Source organism: Arcticibacterium sp. (assembly GCF_055134445.1).
Genome location: NZ_JBSRVI010000174.1, coordinates 12,383 through 38,869, shown reverse-complemented (window position 1 = coordinate 38,869; position 26,487 = coordinate 12,383). Strand labels below are relative to the sequence as shown.

Here is a 26,487-nt window from a genome sequence, read left to right as displayed (position 1 = left end):
ATTTACTTCTTTTGAATTTGCTTTCATTTGATGAAATTTGCTGAGAAACAATCTTTCTAGAATGAACGCCTTAGACAGAATCAACGAGCTGACTGAACAACTCAACTACTACAATTTAAAGTATTATCAAGAGGCGGAATCCGAAATCACTGATTTTGAGTTTGACAAACTGCTGAAGGAGCTCGAAATACTTGAGCAGGAAAATCCCGAATTAAAACGCTTAGACTCTCCTACACATAGGGTGGGAGGTACCATCACTAAGGAATTTGAGGCTGTTTCTCATAAATACCCAATGCTTTCCCTTTCTAACACTTATAATGAGCAAGAGCTTTTAGAGTGGGACGAAAGAATTAAAAAGGTCTTAGCAGAAGAACCTTACGAGTTTATCTGTGAAATTAAATTTGACGGAATATCTCTGTCTGTTTCCTATGAAAATGGTTTAATGACCAAGGCTGTGACACGCGGAGATGGCACGCAGGGAGACAATATCACTACCAACGTAAAAACACTTAAAACGCTACCTTTATATATAGGCGATTTTCAAAACAAGGGAAGTTTTGAGGTTCGTGGAGAGGGTTTTATGCCCAATTCCGAGTTTGAGAGAATCAATGAGGACTTGATTGCCGAAGGCAAAAAAGCGTTGGCAAACCCTAGGAACTCTGCCGCTGGGACTTTTAAAATGCAGGATTCTGCCGTGGTGGCATCTCGGAACCTGGACTGTTATCTCTATCAATATTTGAGTGATAACGATAGCTTTAAAACACATGAGGAGAGTTTAATCGCCATGAAAAAGGCAGGGTTTAATGTCTCAGATTCATGGCAAAAGGTTGCTGATATTCATGAGGCTATAGCCTATATTAAGGAGTGGTCAGACAAAAGACATACGCTTGCCTGTGCCACAGATGGGATTGTTATCAAGATTAATTCTTACGCTCAGCGGGAAGAATTGGGCTTTACTGCTAAAAGCCCTAGATGGGCAATTGCCTATAAATATAAAGCGGAATCAAAATCTACATTATTGAGGGGTGTTACTTATCAAGTGGGTAGAACAGGTGCCATTACACCCGTGGCTGAGTTGCAGCCTGTGGAGCTTTCTATGACCACGGTTAGAAGAGCTACCTTACATAATGCAGATGAAATAGAAAGGCTTGGAATCTGCATAGGAGACTATGTTTTTGTAGAAAAGGCCGGGGAAATTATTCCAAAAATCACTGGAGTGGATATTTCAAAACCCAATGCAGATTTATTCAAACCCAAGATAACGTTTATAAAGAATTGTCCAGCTTGTGGTACTGAGCTAATAAGAACGGAGGGAGAAGCGGCTTACTACTGCCCTAATGAAAAGGCCTGCCCACCTCAAGTAAAAGGTAGAATAGAGCACTTTATTCAAAGGAAAGCCTTGGATATAGATAGTTTAGGGGAAGGGAAGATTGAGATTTTAATGGACAGTGGTTTACTAAATGACGCTGCGGATTTGTATCATCTCAAGTATGAACAAATTTTAGGACTAGAGAAAATTCATGTAGACGACCTTACGGGTAAAGAAAGAAAAGTTTCCTTTAAAGAAAAGACGGTAGAAAACATTCTAAAAGGTGTAGAAGCATCTAAAAAACAACCTTTTTCCAAAGTGCTTTTTGGAATAGGGATAAGATTTGTAGGACAAACTACGGCCGAAAAACTCGCAGATTATTTTAAAACTATAGAGGCCCTAGAAGCCGCTTCTTTGGAAGAACTGTTAAATGTTCCAGACGTGGGAGAGAAGGTGGCAGAAAGCATCATAGCTTATTTTTCAGACGTAGAAAGCAGGACTTTCATTGAAAAATTAAAAGCTGCTGGCTTAAAGTTTGAAGCCGAAAATATGGTCTCAGAGCTGGAGGGGAATGCTTTAGATGGCATGATACTGCTCTATACAGGAACTTTTAAGAATTATAGCCGGGCAGAAATTGAGCAAAAAATAGAAGCCAACGGAGGTAAACTTGTTAGCGGTGTTTCTAAGAAACTAACCTATCTTATTGTAGGCGAAGCCGCAGGTCCTTCCAAGTTGGCTAAGGCAGAAAAATTAGGTGTCACAATGATTTCTGAAGATGAGTTTGAGGCTATATTTCAACGATAGGAAAAAGGTTTAACTATTTGTACTTATTTAGAGGTAGTTTTGTCGCTAAACCCTTTCTGAATATTAGCCACTATGAATAATTCCAAACATTTAGTTTTTGGATTCTGTATTTTAATCTCTTTTCAACTCCATGCTCAAATCCCTAATTTAGGTGTAGAAATAAAATTGAATCTTAATAGCATCAAGAATACAATAAATGATGAAAAAGGGTCTGCTGATTTTATTTTAAATCTTCCTATGCCAGATGGGGCCTTTCAGGTATTTAATCTGAAAACTTCAAACATAATGGAGAATCAGCCTTCAAATATTCAAACTATTGAAGGTGTTTCCCTTGATGGGTTAGCAAAAATAAGATTGGCTATTACCCCAAGTGCATTAACTGGGATTATGCAATATGAAAATGGGTATTACCTAATTGAAGCAATTGACCAGAAAGAAGGACGATACACTATTTATAATATGAATGATAGCGGATTGGGTAACTGTGGAACGGCGGACTTGGACGAAAGTAAGCTAGTAAAACGGAATGGTAAAGTATTAAGTACGGGTTTGTTTCCGATTGGGACTCAATTAAGAAAATATAGATTTGCGGGTGCCGCCACGGGCGAAATGACAGATTCATTGGGAACCCAAACCGCCGCGAGGGATAAAATTGTGGCCATCTTAAACGCTACAAATTTGATATTTAATCTGGAAGCCTCGGTGTCTTTTGAGCTAGTCTCTAAAACTACTGATTTAACGCTCATATTTACAGATGGAGCCACGGATCCGTTTCCTGTTAATACTTCTTTTGGTAATGCAGGCGATGCACAAACAGGTTTCAATAGCATGAATGCCAATGGGACAATTTTATATTCGGAATATGATATGGGGCACACCTTCAATATATATAAAGCAAATGGAGGCTCAAGAGGCTCAGGAGGAGGCTCACCCTGCGATAATACTTCAAAATCAGTGGGTTGGACAGAATTTGGTATTTCCACTGCATTAGGAAACACGGTTGGTTTATTCGCTCACGAAGTTGGTCATCAGTTTGGCATGGGGCATACGTATAATGCTACTGGTGGTTCTGATTCATCGCCTACTTTTTGTACGGGTGGATGGAATAGTCAAGCGGCTGTAGAGCCAGGAAGTGGTACTACACTGATGGGATATGGCGGAAACTGTTCAAATAACACGAGCGGTTCATTGTCTAGTTATGTCTTGACTAACCCAAGAAATGAGACTTATTTTCACGCTAAGAGCTTGGATCAAATGTTTACTAAAATGACTGGTATTTCCAATTGTTTTACATCTGTGTCGACTGGGAATAATGCTCCTATAGTTTCCGTAGGATCGGCTGCTACTATTCCCAAAGGAACGCCTTTTATATTAACGGGTTCTGCTACTGATGCGGATGCAGGAAATTTATTAAGTTATAACTGGAGCCAAATTGATGTAGCTGCCGCTAATGATGAAGGTGCTCTGGGTTCTATAAACGGTATTGGTGGTTATAATGCTGTCAATAGCACTACTGCTCCATTATTTAGAAGTAGAATATCAACTTCACCAAGTAGAACATTCCCTGACTTAAGCTTTATACTTAATAATGCCAATAATCCAGCAGATAATGAAGGAGAAGATTTGCCACAAGTTGCCAGAATAATGAATTTTAGGCTGACTGTAAGAGATAATGCTACTGGTGGAGGAGGGGTAGATTCTGACCTTAGGGTCATTACAGTTGATAATTCTGGCCCTTTCCGAATAAGCTCTCAAAATGGACCAACACTTTGGTTTCAAGGAGAGCATAAAATCATCACTTGGGATGTGAATGGAACAAACACTGGTCCTGTAAACTGTACCAAAGTTAATATTCTTATTTCTACGGATGGAGGGGCCACCTTTTCGTCATTAGTAGCCAATACTACCAATGACGGAACTGAAACAATTACTGTACCTCATACAGTATCTTCAAATGTGAGAATAAAGGTAGAAGCAGTTGGGAATATCTTTTTTGATATTAATAATGGAAGTATTACTATTTCAAATGGTACTTGTACACCAGAGACGTCTCAATTAGCTGATGCATCTGCAGTTTCAGCAGCTGTTGGATCTTCTAATTTGAATCTCAATTTACTTGCGGTAGGAAGTAGTATTCCTGGTTTTTCTGGTTCAATCGAAACTACTGATCCAACATCTAATTTATCTTTTGAAAAGACAGGTGTTTGCTCTGGTCCTAGTAATAGTAACCGTTTTGACGATTATTCTTTTTCTGTAACCACCGCTGGTACATTTACTTTTAACCTTTCGGGAACAGGTGGGAATCTTTTAAACTTGTATAGTGCAGCTTATAATTCTTCAAATGTTTGTACTAATTGGTTGGCCTCAACTGGTGTTTATGATAATGCAAACAATTGGGTTTCTTTAAATAGTAGTATGTCGAAAGATTTAAGTCCTGGAACTTATTATTTAGTTGCTTCTAGCTTCTCCAGTACTTTGCCTACTCTTCCTGCAGGTTATGGTGTAACGGTTTCTGGAGGAACAATCTATTCTCAAGTTCCAAGTTCTGGTTCCCCATATGATTACACCTTTATGATTTATAATACGGGCACTAGCATGGTAGTAGGTTTTAGCACTACCGCAGATTTAAGTTTATATAATGCGGGCACCTATGCAGTTTATGGCATTTCTTATGGAGGGGGATTAGATTTAAGTCCGTATATAGGACAATCTTTAGCCGCTGTTCAGGCGGCGATATCAAATTCAACGCTATGTGCTGTTTTAAGTTCTAATAATAAAGTAGTAAACATAACTGCTTGTTCGCCTATTCCATCTCCGCCATCAGTGGCAAATGTTACTATTAATAGCGGGAATGCTGGAGTCTTAACTTCCGGTGGATGTGCAGGAACAGTAAAATGGTATGATAGTGCTTCTAGTGGCACGTTATTATTTACTGGAGTTAATTTTACTTCACCAATTCTTACAGCCACTACTTCATATTTCGCTACGTGTACAGGAACTTGTGTGAGTACGCCAAGAACAGAAGGAATTATTACGGTAGCTCAAATAGCCTATTGCACTGCACCTGTTTTAAACTGCAATGATGGCGATGTGATTACCAATATCAAAATTCTAGAGAACCTGACTGAAATAATTAATCAATCATCTGCTTGTGGTGCAAATGGTTATGCTCTTTATAATCACAGTAGTGAAAATTTGGTAGTCAATAATACCTACAGCATTTCAGTTACAAAAAATACGCAATATTCGGATGGATTAGCCGTTTGGATAGATTTTAATAAAAATTTCGTATTTGAAAATAACGAACGCATAATGCAGAAAGGTTCAAATATAGTGGCTACTCAAACGGCTAATTTTACAGTACCGGCTTCGGCTGTATTAGGTCAAACACGTATGAGAGTGAAAATTGATTATTTGGGTAATACCGGCGACCCTTGTATTTCAGAAGATTCAGAACATGGTGTTTATGGCGAAATAGAAGATTATATTATAAACATTAGCTCAGCTGTTAATCCTTGTCCAGAAAGCATAACGCATACTTCCACAGTAAATGATTTTAACGCTAACACTCAAACTTTTGTAACAAGTAAAACAACGGGTGCAGGTCTTATATCTGCAACTAATCATATTGCAGGCGGTAATACCACCTATGATGCTGGTAAGCGAATAGAATTAAATCCTGGATTTAGTGCCATCTCAACCCCAGGAAACCCAGCTGTTTTTCTTGCTAAAATAGGAGGTTGTAATTAAGTATAAATTTTGCTTGCCTTTATAATTGCGTATTATTGATGTATTTTTGCAGCCTGATTTAAGGCAATATTATGAGTACAAGTTTAAGAGGTGTAGGAGCAGCCCTAATAACTCCATTCAAAGAAGATTTAAGCATTGATTTTGACGCTTTGTCAAAATTGATAAAATATATTTCAGAAGAAGGCTGTGATTATTTGGTGGTGAATGGCACCACCGGCGAGTCTGCTACCACTACTTTAAAGGAAAAAGCGGCCTTATTGGATTTTGCGAAGCAGAATAATCCTAAAAACTTACCTATCGTTTTTGGTCTTGGGGGTAATAATACTGCTCAAGTACTAGAAAATATTTCCACAACTGATTTTGATGGTGTTGCAGCCATTCTTTCAGTTTGTCCATATTATAATAAGCCTTCTCAGGCGGGTATAATTGCTCATTTTACGGCCATAGCAGACGCGTCTCCTGTACCTGTGATTTTGTATAATGTACCGGGAAGAACGGTGACGGCCATAGGTGTAGATACCACCATTGCCCTTTCTGCTCACGCAAATATTATAGCCTTAAAAGATGCTTCTACTTCCATGGATCAAGCCATCGATTTAAGCAAAAGGTTACCGTCAGATTTTCTTTTATTATCTGGCGATGACAATCTAGTAACTCCTCAAGTTTCCTTGGGTTACCAAGGTGTTATTTCTGTGATTGCTAATGGCTTTCCAAAGGAGTTTCATGAAATGACTTGGGCAGCTTTAAATGGCGACTTTAAGAGTGCTGCCATCTTACAAAGACGTTTTCATGTATTTGATGACCTTTTATATAGAGAATCTAATCCTGTAGGAATTAAGAAGGTCTGTGAAATAAGAGGAATTTCTCATGCTAGAGTAAGACTTCCTTTAGTACAAGCTTCCACTGGTTTAGGCGTGTTGCTGGAAGCGGCTATGAAAAAAGAAGGTTTTCTTTAATATGATGAAAGGAGTTTTGCTGTCTTTTTTTCTGCTTTGTGTAGGGTTTTCATCCTATGCTCAAAACTTAGACAGCAGGATAGTAAGCAATTGGAATCAAGCTAGGAATGTCAATAAAGACGATTTCTATTTGGGCTTAAGCCAATCTGCCGATTATGTGGCTATAGGTACGCCTGTTTCTCTGCTAGCTATAGGTTTATTGTCTCAAAATAAGTCTCTTAAAATACAAGGTGTACAGTCGGCGGTAGCGGTATTAGGCACTTATGGTATAGGATATATCATGAAAAAGTCTATCAAGCGTGACCGCCCTTTTGTATCACTAGCAGCTATTACGCCCATACAAAGAAAGGATTCTTATTCCATGCCGTCTGGTAGTACAGCGGTGGCTTTTTCTTCAGCAACTTCTTTGGTAAGTGCATTTCCAAAATGGTATGTGGCCGTTCCGGCATACGGTTATGCTACTGCGGTAGGATACGCTAGAATTCGCTCTGGGGAGCATTATCCGTCAGATGTACTGGTAGGAGCGGTTATTGGAGCTGGCTCTGTCTGGGTTTCTGGTAAATTAATGAAGTGGATTAATAAATAAGCTATTTCTCTAACGCTGAGATTAAAACGGTTCTTCCTTCCTTAGCAGAAATCATGGCCGCCTGAAGTATCTCCATAACTACCATATTGTTTTCTAAGGAGGATAAATCTTTTGAATCTAGCTTTATTTCTCCTCTTATCACCCCTTTTAAATATCTAAAAGGGTCACTAAGAGATGCGGGTCTCTCATCCACTTTTAGGGTTTCTGTTTTGGCAGAAGAACTTGGCTTTACATTTAAATCAGATTTATTCAGAGCGTTTAGGAAACCCTTTTGGGTGTAAACCTCCATATCTTTTCTGCTAAAACTCCAGTTCCAGCTGGCCTGAATAATACTTTGCGAATGTGGGTAGCTCAATATAACCGTGGCCTCATCGTCTACTTTTGGATAAATGCTAGGCTTTATTTGTTGAGTAACGGCGGTTACCGCGATCGGTTTTTCGCCATCATGTAGCCACGTGGATAAGTTGGCTCCGTAGCAACCGAAATCCACCAAAGCTCCAGCTCCGTTAAACGTTGGGTCTGTTAACCAACTGAAAAATTCAGGACTAACTCCAATTTCCTTTGGACCTTGATGCCCATCATGGATAACTATTTTTCTAATATCTCCATAAGTGTCGCTCTCTGTTTCAAGGATTTCCTTGATTTTATGATTAGAAGGATACCAAGTGGTTTCATAATTGGTAATGAGGAAAATATTGTTTTCTAGGGCTAGCTTTTCCATTTTCCTAGCATCGGATAGGTTTACCGCCAATGGTTTTTCTACCATCACATGAATGCCTTTTGGAGCACAAATTTCTACCACTTCCAAATGTTCCTTGATACTATTGAAGGCACAAACAGCCTCGGGCTTTGTTTGAGCTAGCATAGTGGCGATGTCTGGATAAACTAAATCCATAGAGAAACCATATCTTTTGGCATACTTTTGAGCCAGTTCTCTATTGGCTTCCGCTATACCTACCAGTTCATAATCGCCATTTGTAGCGTTTCGAAGTACCCAGTTGACGTGGTCGTGGGTTAATCCAGCCACCGCCAATTTAAAGGGTTTATTTTGAGTAAAGGCGGTTTGGACCGTAAGGATGACAAGAAGTAAAAGTGTTATTTTTTTCATTTAGGGTTGAATTTTGGTCTGCTATTCCAACTTATACGCTCTACGTCTACCAGGTGACCGTCTTGAGCTTTTTCGGTATAGGCTTCTTGAAAGTTACCACCAAAACGATAGTAAAAATCCTTAGACTTGATATTATCTTTTAAAACAGAAAGAAACATATCTTGTTGAGGTTCATTTTCTTTTATCCAATCAAATGATTGTTGAAGTAAGCTTAGTCCAATGCCTTTTCCTTGATGTTCTTGGAGTACGTGGAGATTATCTACCAATGCACCAAAACCAGATTTATGATGCAAGTATATACAGGAAAAACCAACGATATGCTGATTTTCAATGGCCACAATGACCTGTCTGTTTTTATCAATTTCTTTAGCTCTTTGCATCCAAACAGATTTTCTTTCTGCTATGACTTCATGATCTAGAAAAGCATCAGAAAAAATGTTTCTGTAAAAAACAGACCAGCTTTTGGCGTGCAGTTCCGCTATTTCTTCATATTCTTCTAAAGTAGCAGGTCTGTACAACATGATAGTAGGTTTTAGTCTAAGATTTTAGGGCCATTTTGGTTTACACCAGACACAAAAAGGTTGGTCTTGATGCCAGCATTTTCAAAAACAGATTTCATAGCTAATCCCACTTTGTCTGCCATTTCTTTGCCTTGGCTAAAAGCAAAAATGGAAGGTCCAGCACCTGAGATACTAGCTCCAAGGGCACCTGTTTCTATCGCCGTCTGTTTTACCTCGTTAAAATATGGAATTAAAATGGAGCGGTGGGGTTCCACCAAATGGTCGGTCATGGAACGTCCAATAAGGCCATAATCGGAGCTCATAAGTCCCACTATCATTCCAGCTACATTTCCAGTTTGTGCTATAATTTTCTTTAAGATGGCCTCTTGCCTTAAAATAATCCTGGCATCCTTGGTGTTAACCTCTAAGTCTGGATGGACTATAGAAACAAAGAGTTCGTCAGGCGTATTTATTTTTACGAAATCTAATGGTTCGTAGCTTCTTATGATGACAAAACCTCCAAGTAGAGCAGGAGCCACATTGTCGGCATGAGCAGCACCACATGCCACTCTTTCTCCTTCCATACTGAAGGGTAGTAAGTCGTTGATAGACATAGGTTTGCCAAGCAACTCATTGACTGCAAAAACTCCTGCAACGGAGCTCGCAGAGCTACTGCCTAAGCCACTCCCTAAGGGCATTTTTTTATTCAAAATAATGTCAAAACCGACTTTAGTTTGAAGTTTATCTAAATACCTAAGTATGGGAACTGTTACTGTATTCTTTTCAGGATTATAGGTTAGTTTACCTTCATCTCCTGTAATTTCTGTGATAATAATCTTATCGTCATTTCTTTTGGATATAATGACTTCGTCTCCAGGATAATCTACAGCAAGGCCGAAAATATCAAAACCGCATGAAACATTAGCTACGGTAGCTGGGGCAAATATTTTGATACTATCTCGCACTTTGAAAGCTATTTAGACCTATTGAAAAACTTGTTTTAATTTAAAGAAGAAGCCAAGCTGATGATATCAGCAAAAACACCCATGGCCGTGACTTCCGCACCTGCTCCAGGTCCTTTTACTACCAAAGGATTAGTCTTGTACCTTTCCGTGGTGAAACTGATGATATTTTCAGAACCCGCCAAGTTGTAAAATGGATGGTCTTTACCAACTACTTCCAGAGAGATGGAAGCTTTACCATCTTTTAGTTTAGCAATATATCTAAGCACAGTGCCAGCACTTTTAGCCTTATTAATAAGGGCTTCAAATCTGTCGTTGTCCTTATCTAAAGCTTCATAGAAAGCTTCAACAGATGGAGCGTTCATGCAGGCGTCGTTTAATAAAGGGCTCAGTTGAACATCTTCAGGCTCTAGTTCTAAGCCAGACTCTCTTGCTAAAATCAATATTTTTCTAGCTACGTCCATGCCACTCAAATCTTCTCTAGGGTCTGGCTCCGTATAACCCATTTCTTTCGCCTCTTTTACCACATCAACAAACTTGCGTCCTACATCAAAATTGTTAAAGATATAAGCGAGTGTACCCGAAAGAACGGCTTCAATTTGTCTGATTTGATCACCACTGTTGATGAGGCCTTGAAGTGTATTGATAATAGGCAATCCAGCACCCACGTTAGTTTCATATAAAAACTGTACGTTACGGGTGTTGGCTATTTTTTGCAGTTTATTATAGTCGGCTTGAGATCCTGAATTGGCTACCTTATTTGGCGTGATAATAGAAATGTTACTTTCTAAAATGCCGGCATAATGCTGCACGATATCTTTATTGGCCGTAGAGTCTACAAAAACGGTGTTTGGAAGGTTTAAGTCTTTAACGTCAGAAATGAATTCGCTTAGGTTAGCAAGCTCGCCATTTTCGTTGAGTTTTTCTTCCCAGTCTTCTAGGTTAAGACCTTCCGCATCGATGATCATTTTTTTGCTGTTGATAAGACCTACTATTTTAATATTAGTGTTCTTATTCGCTTTTAAATGAGATGCTTGGCTTTCTATTTGCCTTAAGAGTGTTTTTCCGATTAGACCTGTAGGACCAACCAAGAAAACGTTTAGTGTAAAGCCGTCTATTTCGAAAAAACGCTCATGGATGGCGTTTAAGGCTTTGCTGATATCTTTTCTATTGATGACAATAGATATATTAAGCTCCGAAGAACCTTGGGCTATTCCTACTACGTTAATCCCATTTTGACCTAAAACAGAGAATAGTTTCCCTGAAGTACCAGAGCTGGATTTCATTCCTTCTCCTACTACCGCAAGAATAGAAAGATGTGGTTGAACCTTGATTTTATCTATATCTCCTGCGGCTATTTCCGCTTGGAATCCTGTATTTAATAATTCTTCAACACGGTCTGCGTCTATAGGGTTTATGGCAAAACAAATGGAATGCTCAGACGAGGCCTGAGAAATAAATATCACTGAAATGTTATTGTCAGCAAGAATGCCAAAGACTTTCGCCGATATTCCAGCAACCCCAATCATGCCGTTTCCTTCCAAGTTTACCAAGCTGATATCGTCAATAGAAGAAATTCCTGTAATAGAATAAGGCGTACTTCTACTTGTTTTAGAAACTGTGGTACCCGAGTGCGTCTCATTAAAAGTGTTTAATACTTTTACAGGAATCTGCTTTAAAAATGCAGGCGTAAGGCTCGGAGGATATATCACCTTAGCACCAAAATGCGAAAGCTCCATAGCCTCTGCATAAGAAATATCTGGTATACTGAAGGCGTTTTTGACCTTTCTAGGGTCTGCGGTCATCATACCGTTGACGTCCGTCCAGATTTCAATGACTTCCGCATTTAATGCCGCTCCAAAAATAGATGCGGTATAGTCTGAGCCACCTCTTCCTAAAGTGGTGGTAACGCCATTGCTATTTGAGCCTATAAAGCCCGTAAGACATAAAACGCCATCGTTTTCTGCCACATAATCTTGGATTTTCTTATTGGTCAACTCAAAATTTACGGCAGCATTATTGAAATTATCATCCGTCTTGATAAGGTCTCTGGTGTCTACAAAAGAGGCTTTTACACCTTTTTCTATCAATGTGCTGGAAATAATGGTAGTAGATAAACGCTCTCCAAAGCTAAGCAGCAAATCCATCGTTCTAGGAGAAATATCTTTGATGAGCGAAATTCCCCTTAAAAGGTCTTCAATTTCATTGAATATGACTTTTACTTTGGCTATAAGAGCACTTTGCTGTTTAACATCTATAAGTCTTCTAATAGCGTTAAAGTGTCTTTCCTCTACAGAATGAAGATGTTCCATGTACTCCGTATCTTCTAGAGCAGCCATTTTTCCAATTTCAATAAATCGGTTCGTGACACCACCCATAGCCGAAAATACAACAGCTATTTCATTGCCTTCTGATACATTTTTCTGGATAATCCCAAGAACCTTATTGATACTCTCTACCGTACCTACTGATGTTCCACCAAATTTTAAAACCTTCATTCTGAGTCTTTAGAAATAAATTTAGATGCTCCCAAAAACATACCTTTATGATTTTGACAAGCATTCTTTAAAAAGGGAAAGCTAAACGGCTGCAAATATAATGATAATGCTTTCTTTGATGTAAGCTTTAGCTACTCCTTTACTGATTTTCTTTTGCGGTCTAATCCAGCGTTTTGGTTTTAAAAGAATTTAATTCGATATTTGGCTAAACATTTCTAACGCTTTCCTAAAAAAAATAAATGATTACAGCCACATTCAAAGCCTTGAATGATGAGACTCGTAGAGGCATACTAGAGCTTCTTAAGGATGGAGAATTGCCAGCTGGCGATATCTCCAAAGAGTTTAGCATTTCAAAACCAAGTATATCTCACCATTTAGATCTTTTAAAACAAGCTAACCTTATTAAAGCCAAAAAGAGAGGTCAATTTATTTACTATTCGCTTCAAGCCAGATCTTTAGAGGAGGTTTTTAAATGGTTTATCCAGTTTAAACCAGAGCAAGCCATGCATTTAAGCAAACCAAAAATTCGTTTGGAATTGGCTTAAGAGGTAAGGGCCTTTTTCGTGAATTCTAAGAAATCGGTTATTTGAGCCTTTGAGTTATAGATATGGGTAGATATCCTGATGGCATCCAAGCCACTTTCGGGTACTACCCTTATTCTAAAACCAGCCTGTGATGCTTGTTTTGAGAATTCTTTGTAATCCATCTCTTTCGGCTTGAAAGTTATCATACAGATTCTAGATTGTGGCTCGGCCGGAGAGAGGATGTCTAGTTTGTCTGAATACTCGAAAAGTCCGTCGTAAAGATATTGAGACAACGATCTAACCCTTTGTTCTATTTTGGCTTTGCCTATATGGCTATGAAACGCTGCTGAAGCTGCTGCTCCTGCAAATAATGGTGTACTTTGGGAACCATAATCAAATCTATGTGCCGTTGGATTGTATCCTTTAAAACTCGGCGGTGAAGTGTATAAATCCCATCCGTCGTCGGAATAAGCCCCTACTTGTATGGCTTGTATCTTGTCTAAATGCTCTTTCTTTAAATACAGAAAACCAGAACCATTTGGGCCAAGCATCCATTTATGGCAACTGGTAGCGTAGCTATCGCAGCCTAAATCTTTTAGGTTAATATCAAAAGTGCCCGTACCATGAGCTCCATCCACAGCTGTGAAAATTCCTTTCTTTCTGGCCATTTCGGCTATTTCTTTAATCGGAAATACTTGACCAGTAGTACAGGTAATATGAGGAATAGCTATCACTTTGGTTTTGGCAGTAATGAGCTTTTTTATAGTTTCAATGTTTTCTTCCGCTGTAGGTGCGGGATTAAAGGTTACTAGTTTTATGCCATGTAGTTTTGCTCTATTTAGCCAAGGAAGGGCATTTCCAACATGCTCATGCAAACTAATGATGACCTCGTCATCAGCTTTAAGGTCAAGTCCCCAACAAATGATATTTATGCCCTCTGTGGTATTATGAGTTAAACTTATTTCTTCTTTAGAAACACCACTAAAATCGGCCAAAACATTTCTATACTCATCCGTCTGCCCATATTCTCCACTGGTATTGGTAAGGTCTAGAGATGTTTTTATAGCGTCTATTACTGATTTTGGGGATGGGCCAAAAGTGCCGTTATTTAAATAAACTCTCTTATCTGTTAAGGGAAAGGACTTTCGAAGTTGTTCCCAATAAGCCTCCTCGGAGCTTTGTATGTTTGGGGTGATTATTTGGCTATTGGCTTCAATGGCTGCTAATCCAAGACCAAGCTGGCCGAGGAAAATTCTTCTGGTTGATTTCATAGGGCCTAATTTATGAAAAGGAATTTGAAGTCTGACTTACGAACTCGCTAACACTTATTTTTTCTATAATTTGTACAATTATATAATATCATTAAACTGGGAAGTGCTTGAATTGCGAAATAAAATATGGCTAATTGATTAATGTTAGATACAGTTAGTCTTTCCCTTTGTTTTAATGCGGATTATGATTCTGAAGTTAAAAAGGGTAACCGATGCCAAGGTTAAAGTTTAGACCGTAGCTACTATCTCTTTTTAGGGTGAAGTTGTCTAACACAAAACGGTCGCCTTCTTCTCGTGACGGATCCATGACTTTTATACCCCAGTCAAACCTAAACTGGAAGTAGGAGAGGTCGTACCTTATACCAAAGCCTGTTCCTACTGCTATCTCTTTGTAGAATCTATTGAAATCAAAGTTGGCCTTATCTCTTTTGGCTTCGGTTTCTATTTGGTGCCATTTCCAGATGTTTCCAAAGTCTATGAAGCCAGCGAGCTGTATATCTCCAAAAAAGCGAGCTACTTTCTTCCTTACTTCAATACTACCTTCTAGAAGAATGTCGCCCGTCTGTGGTATAATATTTCCGCTTGCGGTGTCAGGTTTTGCAGAGCCTACCCCAAGAGATCGCGGAGACCAAGCCCTAACGGAGTTACTACCTCCCACAAAAAAGTTTTTCTCGTATGGCATTGACTTGTTTCCATACGGGTTTGTCACGCCTACATTTAAGCGATAGGCAAGACTGGCGGAAGGAGTCAAGTTAACATATCTCCTATAGTCGACGTTGATTTTTACAAACCTAAAGTATTTTCTTACGGTGTCTGGCGAGTTGAAATCTTGTCGTAATGGCAGTAACTTCTCAATGAAGTTGATTTTGTCTTTGTCTTTAGAAAAATTAAGAAGCGTTCCTCCTGATTCTACAAAAACCCGTAAGAACTTTGAGCTGGCGTATGGCTCTTGCAGGTTTTGGTCATTATACACATAGGAGGCGTTTAGGCTACTTACAAACTGTGGATCAAACGTAGTTTTAAGATTGTTTCCTAAGGCCTGTTGTTCCAAGAGGCTGTTGTAAAAACTTAAACCAGCGGCATCTTTAAGGTTATAGTTGGTGTTGATGAGGTTGGCGTCTAGCAAAGATAAAAACATGGTGGTATACCTAGACGGCTGCCAGCGGTAGTTGCTATTAAGTTTGAAGTTAAGACGGTTACCCCAGAAAGGCTCAGAATAGTTGAATCCCGCCCCAAATTGCGTTCTTGGGTTTTTTAATTTAATGCTTTCAATGTCTTTCCCTAATAAGGTAATATTGGGAAAGGTCATGCTCACATTCGTTCCAATTTCCCAGCTTCCGCTAACATCTGTAGTTCCTAAAGGTGATGGTTGACCTTCTCTAAAAACACGTCCGGAGGCCTCAAAAATTTCTAATTTTTTAATAAGGTTTCTGGCGGTAAGGGTTACAGGAACCCCAAAGCCCAAAAAGCCTGAACCTCCATTATAAACATGGTTTAAGCCTGGGCCAGTGCTTATAGAGTATTTTTGCAACTGTGGAGCAAAATACTCTAGGCTAATCTCATCTTTGCTTAAGGGATTAATTTGTGAACTGGCAAAGGAAAATTGATTGATGAGTCCAATCTGTCTTTGGGTTTCAGAAATCTCATCAATGTTATAGATACTTCCTGGTCTTGAAATTACTTTTTTGTCTAATATCTTTTCGGGAATACTGCTATTCAGCGTGATGTACTTGATTTCATTCACTAAAATGGTATCGGCATTATTTGATACTGTGGTGGCATAAGGGTCAAAGCCCTTAAAGACGACCTCCTTAATGCTGTAAATTCTATGCTCATCTTGGTTAGGAGGATTTATAACAGTAAACCTCAGATTTCCTCTTTTCTTTTCGCGGAATTCCTCCAGATTATAGTTGGCATTTATAGCTTCATGAATGATGTATTGGTTAAGGAAATTATAGTAGCCATTTTGTTTTGCTAAAAGCTCAATTCTGTTTTTCTCGGCGTCCACTTTTTGAATGTCAAACAAATCGCCAGGTTTAATGAGTTGTTCTGATTTTCTGGCCGTGATAAGACTGTCAAGTTTGGGGTCTAAAACTTCGTAAAAGATGGTGTCCACAACATAACCTTTTCCTTCTTTGACCACATAGGTAAGCTTGGTTTGGTCTTTTGTCAGGGTATTGTCCATTTCATAACTTACTACGGCGTCTTTAAAACCTCTATCTTTTAAATATTTTTCAATAATATTTGAGGTACTTTCTGCTTTGTCTTTGCTGATAACTGCTTGTGGTTCACCTATGTTTCTCCAAAGCCAAGAATTTTGTACGTTAAGGTTTTCTTCGGTTTTTCTGATTTTTCGTCGGTAGCGTTGTTTGATTCTTTCTTTTTTCGAATCAGCCGTAAATTCTTCTGGATATTCTTGAAGACTGCTTTGAAAACTAGCAAGTCTGTTTTTTTGAGCTTGGGTGTTGAAAGTATTCAGTCCGAAATTATAAAACCAGACTCTTGGTGTGAATTGAAACCAGGGAATGTTAAGTGGTTTGTTATTAGGCCTTTGGTTTAGTGGTATTAAGGTTGCTAGTTCTTCGCTGTGAATTTTAGAATTGCCTTTAAAGTCTTGTTCTCCCAATAAAACCTCATTTTCTTTCAGTTGGATTTTATGGCTGCACGATAGCAAAAAGCTAGAAAAGAGTGCGAGCAATATGTATTTAAAAAATGTTTTCAATACCTTTCGAATGCCGACTCTTTTACAATCGGTGAGATAGCCTTATTAAGTAAAAATTTAGAACGAACTACTACGGAAAAAAGTGAATGGACTAAGTAAACAAAAGCAAAAATACATTCAATCACTACATATTAAAAAATACCGACAGCAATTAGGTGTTTTTCTTGTAGAGGGGCAAAAGTCCATTGAGGAACTGATAAAGTCTGATTTTGAAATTAAGGAGATTTATTTGACCGAGAAGGGTAAAGGATTGAAGGTGACGAATGCTGATATTTCTTTTTGCTCTGAGGCAGAAATTGACAAAATTTCTTCGTTTAGAAGCAATAATTATGGCGTGGCGGTGGTGTATTGTTTGCCCAACAAACCATTTGATATTGATCAAAGGGAATGGGTTTTAGCTTTGGACGATGTACGTGACCCAGGTAACCTTGGAACCATTATAAGGATAGCAGATTGGTATGGCATAAAGAAGATTGTTTGCTCAGAAAGTACTGTGGAACTTTATAATCCCAAAGTGATTAGTTCTACGATGGGGTCTTTTACTCGGGTTTGTTGTTTTTATACAGACTTGGGAAAATATTTATCAACTTCAAATCTACCCGTTTATGGAGCCTATCTTGAAGGAAGTAATATACATAAGTTAGACTTTCCAGATTCTGGCATTCTCTTAATGGGTTCAGAATCTCATGGGATTTCGGAAAGTTTAGCGGCATACGTTACCGATAAAATCACCATTCCGGCATTTGGAGGAGCGGAATCTTTAAATGCAGGAGTGGCTACTGCCATTATTCTTGACAATATTAGAAGGTAAACTCAAGGGCTTAATCTATCTCTTTGCCAGCTGTTTTCTTTTTTAGAGAATAATATTCTGTCGTGAAGCCTGTTTTGGCGGCCTTGCCAAAATTCAATTGAAGTGGGTTTTAGAATATATCCACCCCAATGAGGAGGTCGAGGAATGACTGGTAGATCTTTAAATTTCTCTATTAACTTCTCATTCTTCTCTTCTAGAATTTCTCTTCCATCTATAATGCTGCTCTGGTTGCTCACCCATGCACCTATTTGGCTAAGTTTAGGTCTTGAATGATAATACTCGTCAGACTCTCCACTAGAAACTCTTTCAATGATACCTTCTATTCTTATTTGACGTTCTAAGGCATCCCAAAAAAATGTGATGGCTGCATTTGGGTTTTCGGCCATCTCTTGACCTTTGTGACTTTGATAATTGGTGAAGAAAACAAAACCATTTTCATCAAAATCTTTCAATAATACGACCCTGGCTGACGGCTTATTCCCCTTAATGGTCGACAAAACCATGGCGTTGGGTTCTTTTATTTCCCCTTGTTTGGCAGTTTCCATCCATTTTGAAAACAATGTTATAGGCTCAGAACCAATATTTTGCTCCAAAAGCTCGTCTCTGGAGTAATTTACACGTAGGCCCGATAGATCTTTCTCTTTAGTCAACTTTCCAACCATTTTCTTCTTATTGGTGTATTATTAATAAATTGCAGTCGCAAATATATAGAATCATTTTACCAGAAAATATGATGTCTGACAACAACACCCCAGATAAAAAAGGGAGTGCCGAGGTGAAAATTTCGGAAGAAAACAAAAAAGATATGAATACGAACGAAGAGAATGCTGCCAAAAACGCAGAAAGCAAGGGCTTGGAAAATTCTGAAAACAAGCCTGTTGAAAATGTAGTGGAGACTGAAAATGTCGCTGCTGAAGAGGTGAAAGAAGACGCCGCTGCGGAAGATGTTACTGTGGCAGAGGAGGTGGTGAATGCAGAAACAGCTACAGAAGAAGCGGTTGCTGAAGATGTAGAGGAAAAAGAAGCAGTTGTTGAAGATGTAGTGGAGGAAGAATCAGTTGCTGAAGAAATAGTGGCGGAAGTCCCAGAAAAAACTGAAGAGGTGTCTGAAACCGAAGAATCAGTTTCTGAAAATAAAACGGAAGTTGATATTGAGGAAATTGAAGACGACGAAGCGGAGCATTTTAGTTCGGATGATATTGACGTTGAGAAGTTTGAAAAGAAAGACTTTGTAGATTTAGCGGAGAAAATGCTAGATGCCATTTCGAAAAGTGGTGTCAAAATTAACGACGTAAGAAACATTGATTCGGTATATAAAGAGATTCGTACTGCTTATGACGAAATCCATGGTGCAGAAATAGATGAGGCTAAAGCTAAATTTGTTAAGAAAAATGGTTCCGACGAGGGTTTTGCATTTAAAAATAGCAACTATGACTTAAGATTTGAATCTATAATGATTCAGATAAGAGATGCTAGAAATGCCTTCTATAGAAATATGGATGCTCTTAAAGAAGATTATTTTGAAAGAAAAACCAATTTGCTTCAGCAGTTAAGAGAGATAGTAGAAGAGGAAGAAAAAGGTGGTTCAAAAGAAAACTGGGAGGCTTTTAAAAGAGTGCAAAACGCATGGCGTGATGCCGGAAATGTTAATTCTCCTCATAATGGTACTTTATGGTCTGGCTATAATGCCCTTTTAGACAGGTATTTTGATATAAGAAGTATTCAAAATGAACTAAAGGAGCTTGACCGCAAAAAGAACTTAGAAATAAGAGAAGAATATGTGGTTAAGATAGAGGAGATAGCTGCAAGTCTTAAAGACCAAGAGCTTACCGGAAGCTTGCTTAAAAAGGCGAATGAGTATTTGAACGAATATAAGCATACTGGCCCAGGAACAAGAAAGGAGCAAGAGGCTTTATGGGAGAGGATGAAGGCTGCCTTTGATATTATATACGATAAAAGAAGAGGGCAAAACGAAGAGAACCAGCACCTGATGGAGGAGGTTTTTGCGGCCAAGTCTTCATTGCTAGAAAAGCTTAAGCCTTATGCCAATTTTGAAAGTGGTAGAATAAACGATTGGAACGCCAAAACGAAAGAGGTTCAGGAGCTTCAAGAGCAATGGAATAAGCTTAAGGGTCCTATGCCAAGAGATAAGGCTAAAGACACGAGCAAGCTTTTCTGGAAGCTATTAAAAGACTTCTTTAGGGCGAAGTCGGCCTTCTTTAATAAACTAGAAGCAGAGCGTAAAGTAAACCTTACAGCCAAAGAGGGTCTATGCAAACAAGTAGAAGAATTGGTGGAAGCAGGTGATGTTTCTGCGGACAACACCAACTTAGTTATCAATTTGCAGAAAGAGTGGAAAAATTATGGTCATGTGCCTCAGAAATTTAAGGATTCCATTTATAAGCGTTTTAAATCTGCTTGCGATGCTTTCTTTGATTTAAAGAGGAGTGAAGGTAGCGAAAAGGATAAAGAGTACTTGGCTAACCTTAAGGCTAAAGAAGAGCTTTGTGCCCTCATAGAAGGGGAGATTAAAGATAAGAAGACAGACCTTTCTAAGCTGGCTGATTACAAGAAGAAATATAATGACCTGGGTTTTGTGCCAAGAAAAGATATGGACAAAATTCAGAATAGGTTTGTGAATGTCATTAACGAGTATGTTAAAAGTTCTACAGAAATAGATAAGGATGAGAAAGACAAGCTCATGCTTAAAAATGAAGTGGAGGTCACCATGAAAACTGGGGGGAACCCGAGAGCTCTGGAACGTCAGGATAATGATTTGAGTCGTAAGCTGAAATCTTTTGAAGATGAAATAAATCAATTGAAAACGAATATTGAATTTTTCGGAAGATCTAAAGGAGCTGATAAAATTAAGGCTGAATATCAAATGAAGATAGAAAAAGCTGAAAATGAGGCTGATAAAATCAAAGAGAAATTGAAGCTGATTAGAGAGGCTTCAAATTATTGAAAAAGTTGAAAAATTTTCAACTGAAAGCTTGCAGGAGAAAGTTGTCGCTATTACTTTTGCATCACTTTAACGGAAACGAAAAGATTTTATCTCTAAACTTCCTTTAAAAACAGAGGCCTCTTTAGCTCAGCTGGTAGAGCAACTGACTTGTAATCAGTAGGTCATTGGTTCGATCCCGATAAGAGGCTCTTTATTATCAAGGAGTTACAGGAATGTAACTCCTTTTTTTATTGCCGTTTGCATACAATTTGCATACTTATTTACGGGCTTGCCTAGACTTTCTTCATACTACCATTACAGATAAAAAATAATCGTTTTTATTCCATTTGGCTTGGCCATATCATTTTGACAACTAATATTGCATCAAGTCATCGAGGCTCAAAATGGTATAAGGCAGATTCTATTTTTCTAGTTCTTTGTGTATTTACCAACATACTCTTTCGACCACACCTTACTTGGTTGCCGTATTAAAATAGCCAATTCTCTACTAATCTCATCAACAGGGAAACCGTTATTGTTCTCCATGAAGATTATATCAATTTGACATTCCGTGGACTTTGTAAGTTATAGGTGAGTTCTAATTTAATTACTTTTTCTATTTTTAATCTGTCTTATTTGTAGGCGTGGTAACAAAAAAATCCGAATTTGGAATTTTTTGGATTAAGCTCCAAAAACTAAATAGTAGAAAAAGCAAAAAAAAAAATCTAATGAACCTATGTCAGGCCATGCCTCCTATTGGACAAATCATTTAGATTTGCCTTAGGGCGATTTTAAATTCTCAAAAAAGATTAGTATGAAGGATTTTGAAGGGGATGATATAGATTATTATGAATCAATTTACGGAGAACTTCCATTAGGTTTTGATAAGAAAGGGATTTATAAAATCATAAAGGAGTATTATCATCTCCTAACTTGGAAGGACAGAAGCCAATTAGCCAAAGATTTGCTTAGATTCTATTCATATGATGATATTAATTCTAATTCAGAGGATACTTATTACTTCCCAGAATCTACAGAACATTATCGAAAAGAACACTTACAGTTAATTGATGTTCTTCAAGATACCGGTACTGATAACGATTATGCTAAAATTAGGTTATTCAATAAGTGTGTATCAGTAATACTCTATGAACTAATTAATTATGTAAAGGAGTCAGAAATGTCAAAAAAACTGGCGAGTAATTTGATGTATAATAATTTTGGCATTGATGAAAGAATTGATATTCTTAAACTTTCACTTTCATTTAAGAACTACGGACCACGTAATGCAATTCTTCAATTTATTTATTTCGAAACCTATGATAATGCTCGGTCAATTCGCGATTATTATTGTTATAGATATGCTAAGCTGTATGAAGATAGTGTGATAGTAAAAGAGATAGAGTATTTGACGAAACTTGCTATAGAAAATAAAGAAGTAAATAGAATATATAACGCTGTAAAGTCAGGGTATAAAAAGGTTAAACCAAGCGTTTCAAAAACTTATGATTTAAATATATCTATTGAGAAACTCTCGATTTTTTATAAAGCGTTAATAAAAGATTCTAAAGTCAACGATTCTTATTCGAAAGAGTCCGACTTTATTGCAGTCTTTAGTGGACAGGAAATTCCCGAAGACTATCAAAAAATTCATTGGACAAGTAAAGTTGAGCTAGCAACTTTTATTGGAGAATGTGTAGAGTCATTGAACAAATGGAAAAAAGCAAAGGAACTCTTTACAGTTCCCTCTAAAGTCGAAGATTTGGCAAAAGCTTATAATAAAGGTCAGCATACCTCTGCTCATAGTACTCGAATGGCCTACTTTGACAGTTATCTACAATAACACATTCATTAAAAATAAGGATACAGCAGGATATAGGAGGATATGGATATTTTTCATTTTTAAGGACCGACCTGTTTTTAGGCAATCTTTGTAAGGTAATTACACTCGAAAGAGACCACCGGTGGTTCATTTATTAATCTTTAAACAAAAGATCGTGATGAACGAAAACCAAAACAAAATTATTGATTTGCTTGAAGAGCAATCACTAAAGCTTCAGAACATTGAGCGAAATAGTTTAATTGCTCAAAAGTCTGTTCTTAATCTGGAAGAAATATGCCTTTATACAGGGCTTTCCAAATCCTATACTTACAAATTAACGAGTAAGCGACTTATTCCACATTCTAATCCTAGTGGTAAATGTCTTTATTTTTCGAAAGAAGAGATTGACCAATGGTTACTTCGAAATCCAGTTAAAACTATTTCCCAAATCCAAAAGGAGATGACCAATCTTTAAGCGGCATTCGACAAGAATCGAGGTATACCCTTTTTTGGTTAATCTTAACGTCGGTTCTAGGAAAATAAGAGATTCGGATTATAACGGAAACGTAATAGACTTTTACAACCATGCAAAATAACAACAACGGAATTATACAAACTGGTCTTTTTGGAACAGAAATACAGCACAAAGCAGTAAAGAGTAAATTAGAATCAGAAGTAGCAATAGAAAGACTAAGTTCTTCCCAAAAGGATAGATTAGCTGCCATTGACATAAGTGGACCTAAAGAGCTTGGCACGTTTGAAACCATAGCTAAGTTTAAAACCAAGTCCATAACCCAAGTTGATGTTTATCGCAGGAATGGCAATAAGAAACTAGCCAACCCAAATGCCATAGATAATCTAATGCAGAATATAGCGAAGGATACATATAACGGCTATTTGTCCCCAGCTACTAAAAGAACTTTAGAACAAATGCTTCAAGTATGGTTAACCGCTATAGAATTAAGTGTAGATCTTAAAAGTCTACCTAAGCAAGTTAATGTTGGTCAAGTATATCCAACGTTTGTAACGCTAACGCTTCCATCGTGCCAAATACATGGAGATAATGATATTAAGGACTATATTTTGCACCCATTCATTAACTGGTTAAAGCAATCTCCTGATGAATACTACGTGCGAGGGACTGATTTAAAAGGACTTCAAAAAGGTTTTGGAGTAAAGGCATTCTTTTGGAGAGCAGAGCCACAAAAAAACGGAAACATACATTTTCACATTCTTGTAGATAAGTACATTCCTTGGGAAAGAATAAGAGAGAAATGGAATCAATGCTGTGAAAAGCTCGGATATGTATCGGGATATAAAAGATACCAAGAGGATTACCATATAAACGGATTTAAAGTAGAGCCTAAGCTGTTTAAGAGGGATTGTGGAGACCTTCTTAGAATAGCCGAAAAGGTTTCAGAAACCCGAAAAATGCCTAAAAAAGTACATCCCGTATTCAAATCTTTTTTGATAACTACAGCCAAATACGGCAAAGTTCCTTCAAGAAAGATTATAGAATCAGCTGCTACAGAGAAGCAAAAGAAAGCTTACGAAGCTGGCGTAGATTGCGGCTGGACAAACCCAAACAGCACAGACATACACGGTATTCATAATCTTGACTCAGTAGCGGCATACGTGATAAAATACGTGACCAAGAAGATGGAAGAAATTAAACTACCAGCAAATCAAAGGGTTATTTATTCAGAAGAATTCAATAGAGATATGGTTCAAACATTTGATTATGAAACTGACCCATTAACAGGAGAGTATCATGAAGTAGAAGTGGATTTACAGTATTACAAGCCAAAATTTACGGAAAGAAAGATAAATGGTAGGCTTTGGGGATGTTCTGACATACTTAGAGGACAAAAAGTAGATAAAGGCCAAGTTGTGCATGAAGGCAAAAATGGCTTTAGATACGTGTATGAAGTAAAGCCTAAAGAAGAGGAACCAGAAATACCTTATGTGCCATTTGGTGATGAAGCAGGAAACGTAAACTCAGGCATGGAACAAACTGGAGAGTCTCTAAAAATGCCATTTTACAATCTTAAGTACTTTACCAAAGTAGTAGCCGAAATGGTGGTGATGGCTTCTTCTGACAGTACTCAGCTACCTATTTATGGCGAACGAGTAATTGTAAACCTTGAGGTGCATGACTACTTAGATATGATAATAGGAAAGGTTGGAGCCAATACGGTAGCCGCTGCTAGTTCAAGAGTAGGGCACTCTTTTGAACGTATGCGAGGTAAGATAATACCGCTAAATCCTGAAAAACTAGGTTTCAAGCCTAGAAGAGGTGCAAAACGGGCACATGTAAAACACGCAGATATATTAAAAAGATATGCCCCTGATCTTTATAAGGACTACATATCATATCACACACATATTTTCAATTGCCTTTACGGTATGGCAGCTTAATCTTTATTTTCTCTAAAATTTACTAATATCATTAACATGAAAAACCCCTTCATGCCTGACGGTGTATGGACGATTGATGCTAATACAAACGTCAGATATGAATATCTTGAAAAAGTAAAAGCTCACCCAAACCCAGTCATAGAAAAAGAAAATTTCGAATCTGTTAGTCTATTACACAGCCTTTATATTAATCCAGAGGTAAATTTTACCCAGTTCTTAGTTGTATTTAATCAGGCTAGAGTTAGGGCGGGTTATTCTAAAATTAACTATACAAATGAAAAGTAGAAAAGTAAGTATAAGGTTACCCGTAAAACTATATGATTTTATAAGAAAGGAGGCCGAAAGTGAAACCGTAACTATCTCTAAATGGATGGTTATGAGACTGGAAGAGATAATGCCTACAAAAGAGCAAGAAATGAAACAAAGTCGAGATTCTGAGACAAGCAATTGGCCATTCATTTTAATTTTTATAATCATTATTGCCTTCATATATCATTTCGTTCGAAACTTTTCCATTAAATAATATTCCCAGTTTATTTTATACTTCTATTAATAAAAAAGGTACTTAACTAAAGTTTGCTAATTAGATTAATAGTTAATGCCATTTATAACCTTCAAACCTTATGAATTCGGCCTTCTTACCGATCTTTCTAAGTATAAATTAGACACTTAATGGCTTAATTTAAAAAGGTGTCGGTCAAATTCATTTATTCTTGAGTTAGCAGTGTCTTCTGTTCTCCGTTAGCACGGGTTAACTGTTCCGTTAGAACTCGGTTAGCAAAATCGTTAGAACGTACAAACGGGGCGTTAGCCCCCTGGTTAGTCCAAATTAACCTGTGTTAGAGTGGTTAGCGGCCAGTTAGGTGTTTCTGGTTAGTAGTTTGCTAGATAGAGTGTCTAACGCTACCGTTGTTCTTCAATGAAATACTCGGTTAATGGAGTATCTATTTAGTATTTAAAGAGTTCAAGGACTGGGTATTTATATTCTTTCGAAAAGGTATAAATGAAATTATAAAACACTTCTTTCTTGTTTGATTAAATCGGGTCTTACCAATCTTTAGACACCTATTATTTGAGTTTATAAGGAGGTTCACTCAAATCGTCCTTCATTCATTGATATGCTATTTAGTGCTCATTCGGTTGAGAAACTTAGAAATAAGTTAGGAATAGTTAGCCACCCTGAAATTCTAGACAAGTATTACTACAAAGAATTGCCTGATGGTGTAGATTCCATTAAGCCACCACCAAATCAATAGGGGTTATTTTGAAAATAAGAACTAAGCATGTTCTTTCACCTTCTATTCTTCGAAATGACCTGACCTAAAATTTGATTTTTGTGGTTTCCTACATCCCATTTGAATTCACATAAGGTTTGTGTCCTACACGAATCAAAGTGGACAACGGCACACTATGTTTCGTTCACCTAGCAATTCTTGACGAAACGGGCGACACGTTGGCGACACGTAGCGAAACATGGACGAAACATTAACGTGTCGCCAATG

General features: G+C 37.8%; 19 protein-coding genes and 1 tRNA gene. 13 read left to right on the top strand and 7 right to left on the bottom strand.

Annotated features, from left to right (window positions below):
- Positions 1-61 precede the first annotated feature (61 nt).
- The 4 genes from ligA (at position 62) to ACTBZY_RS23040 (ending at position 7,405) form a co-directional block, all read left to right on the top strand.
- Positions 62-2,113 (top strand): NAD-dependent DNA ligase LigA, encoded by a 2,052-nt coding sequence (gene ligA / locus ACTBZY_RS23055; RefSeq protein WP_463048756.1) that lies wholly within the window; start codon positions 62-64, stop codon positions 2,111-2,113.
- Between the two features lie 72 nt (positions 2,114-2,185).
- On the top strand, positions 2,186-5,863 hold the full coding sequence (locus tag ACTBZY_RS23050) for a reprolysin-like metallopeptidase (protein ID WP_463048755.1): 3,678 nt from the start codon (positions 2,186-2,188) through the stop codon (positions 5,861-5,863).
- A 71-nt stretch (positions 5,864-5,934) separates the two neighbouring features.
- On the top strand, positions 5,935-6,819 hold the full coding sequence (gene dapA, locus ACTBZY_RS23045) for a 4-hydroxy-tetrahydrodipicolinate synthase (protein ID WP_463048754.1): 885 nt from the start codon (positions 5,935-5,937) through the stop codon (positions 6,817-6,819).
- Position 6,820: 1 nt separating this feature from the next.
- A complete protein-coding gene (locus tag ACTBZY_RS23040; protein WP_463048753.1) occupies positions 6,821-7,405 on the top strand; it encodes a phosphatase PAP2 family protein in 585 nt (194 codons plus the stop codon).
- A gap of 1 nt (position 7,406) precedes the next feature.
- Here the strand turns inward: ACTBZY_RS23040 and ACTBZY_RS23035 are convergent, their stop codons facing one another.
- From ACTBZY_RS23035 to thrA, 4 genes are read right to left on the bottom strand one after another with little or no spacing between them, the layout of a single operon-like run.
- Positions 7,407-8,513 carry a Gfo/Idh/MocA family protein gene (locus ACTBZY_RS23035; RefSeq protein ID WP_463048752.1) on the bottom strand — a complete coding sequence of 369 codons (1,107 nt, stop codon included), beginning with the start codon at positions 8,511-8,513 and terminating at the stop codon, positions 7,407-7,409.
- The gene (locus ACTBZY_RS23030; protein ID WP_463048751.1) at positions 8,510-9,034 is read right to left on the bottom strand and encodes an N-acetyltransferase family protein; all 525 of its coding nucleotides are present in this window, start codon (positions 9,032-9,034) and stop codon (positions 8,510-8,512) included. The genes ACTBZY_RS23035 and ACTBZY_RS23030 overlap by 4 nt, the downstream gene beginning before the upstream one ends.
- Positions 9,035-9,045: 11 nt before the next feature.
- A complete protein-coding gene (locus ACTBZY_RS23025) occupies positions 9,046-9,978 on the bottom strand; it encodes a homoserine kinase (protein WP_463048750.1) in 933 nt (310 codons plus the stop codon).
- Positions 9,979-10,013: 35 nt separating this feature from the next.
- A complete protein-coding gene (gene thrA / locus ACTBZY_RS23020; protein WP_463048749.1) occupies positions 10,014-12,473 on the bottom strand; it encodes a bifunctional aspartate kinase/homoserine dehydrogenase I in 2,460 nt (819 codons plus the stop codon).
- A 239-nt stretch (positions 12,474-12,712) separates the two neighbouring features.
- Here thrA and ACTBZY_RS23015 point away from each other — a divergent pair, with 239 nt between their 5' ends.
- The gene (locus ACTBZY_RS23015; protein ID WP_463048748.1) at positions 12,713-13,018 is read left to right on the top strand and encodes an autorepressor SdpR family transcription factor; all 306 of its coding nucleotides are present in this window, start codon (positions 12,713-12,715) and stop codon (positions 13,016-13,018) included.
- Here ACTBZY_RS23015 and ACTBZY_RS23010 read toward each other — a convergent pair.
- Both ACTBZY_RS23010 and tamL read right to left on the bottom strand, forming a co-directional pair.
- A complete protein-coding gene (locus ACTBZY_RS23010; RefSeq protein ID WP_463048747.1) occupies positions 13,015-14,268 on the bottom strand; it encodes an aminotransferase class V-fold PLP-dependent enzyme in 1,254 nt (417 codons plus the stop codon). The two genes, ACTBZY_RS23015 and ACTBZY_RS23010, sit on opposite strands and share 4 nt — an antisense overlap.
- Before the next feature lie 196 nt (positions 14,269-14,464).
- Positions 14,465-16,966 (bottom strand): translocation and assembly module lipoprotein TamL, encoded by a 2,502-nt coding sequence (gene tamL / locus ACTBZY_RS23005; RefSeq protein ID WP_463048746.1) that lies wholly within the window; start codon positions 16,964-16,966, stop codon positions 14,465-14,467.
- Between the two features lie 106 nt (positions 16,967-17,072).
- Between tamL and ACTBZY_RS23000 the strand changes: the two genes are divergently transcribed.
- Positions 17,073-17,801, top strand: coding sequence for a TrmH family RNA methyltransferase (locus tag ACTBZY_RS23000; protein ID WP_463048745.1), 729 nt, complete (start codon positions 17,073-17,075; stop codon positions 17,799-17,801).
- A gap of 2 nt (positions 17,802-17,803) precedes the next feature.
- On the opposite strand, the gene pdxH is transcribed toward ACTBZY_RS23000, so the two are convergent.
- On the bottom strand, positions 17,804-18,463 hold the full coding sequence (gene pdxH, locus ACTBZY_RS22995) for a pyridoxamine 5'-phosphate oxidase (protein WP_463048744.1): 660 nt from the start codon (positions 18,461-18,463) through the stop codon (positions 17,804-17,806).
- 29 nt (positions 18,464-18,492) lie between these two features.
- On the opposite strand from pdxH, the gene ACTBZY_RS22990 reads away from it, so the two are divergent.
- From ACTBZY_RS22990 to ACTBZY_RS22960, 7 genes are all read left to right on the top strand, one after another.
- Positions 18,493-20,766 (top strand): DUF349 domain-containing protein, encoded by a 2,274-nt coding sequence (locus ACTBZY_RS22990; protein WP_463048743.1) that lies wholly within the window; start codon positions 18,493-18,495, stop codon positions 20,764-20,766.
- 115 nt (positions 20,767-20,881) lie between these two features.
- Positions 20,882-20,954, top strand: a tRNA-Thr gene (locus ACTBZY_RS22985).
- A 605-nt stretch (positions 20,955-21,559) separates the two neighbouring features.
- Positions 21,560-22,588, top strand: a complete 1,029-nt coding sequence (locus ACTBZY_RS22980; RefSeq protein ID WP_463048742.1) for a hypothetical protein — start codon at positions 21,560-21,562, stop codon at positions 22,586-22,588.
- Positions 22,589-22,745: 157 nt separating this feature from the next.
- The gene (locus ACTBZY_RS22975) at positions 22,746-23,042 is read left to right on the top strand and encodes a helix-turn-helix domain-containing protein (RefSeq protein WP_463048764.1); all 297 of its coding nucleotides are present in this window, start codon (positions 22,746-22,748) and stop codon (positions 23,040-23,042) included.
- 110 nt (positions 23,043-23,152) lie between these two features.
- A complete protein-coding gene (locus ACTBZY_RS22970) occupies positions 23,153-24,985 on the top strand; it encodes a hypothetical protein (protein WP_463048741.1) in 1,833 nt (610 codons plus the stop codon).
- Between the two features lie 36 nt (positions 24,986-25,021).
- Entirely contained in the window at positions 25,022-25,270 is a 249-nt protein-coding gene (locus ACTBZY_RS22965; RefSeq protein WP_463048740.1) for a hypothetical protein, read from the top strand.
- A complete protein-coding gene (locus tag ACTBZY_RS22960) occupies positions 25,260-25,508 on the top strand; it encodes a hypothetical protein (protein WP_463048739.1) in 249 nt (82 codons plus the stop codon). The genes ACTBZY_RS22965 and ACTBZY_RS22960 overlap by 11 nt, the downstream gene beginning before the upstream one ends.
- The last annotated feature ends 979 nt before the right edge of the window (positions 25,509-26,487 follow it).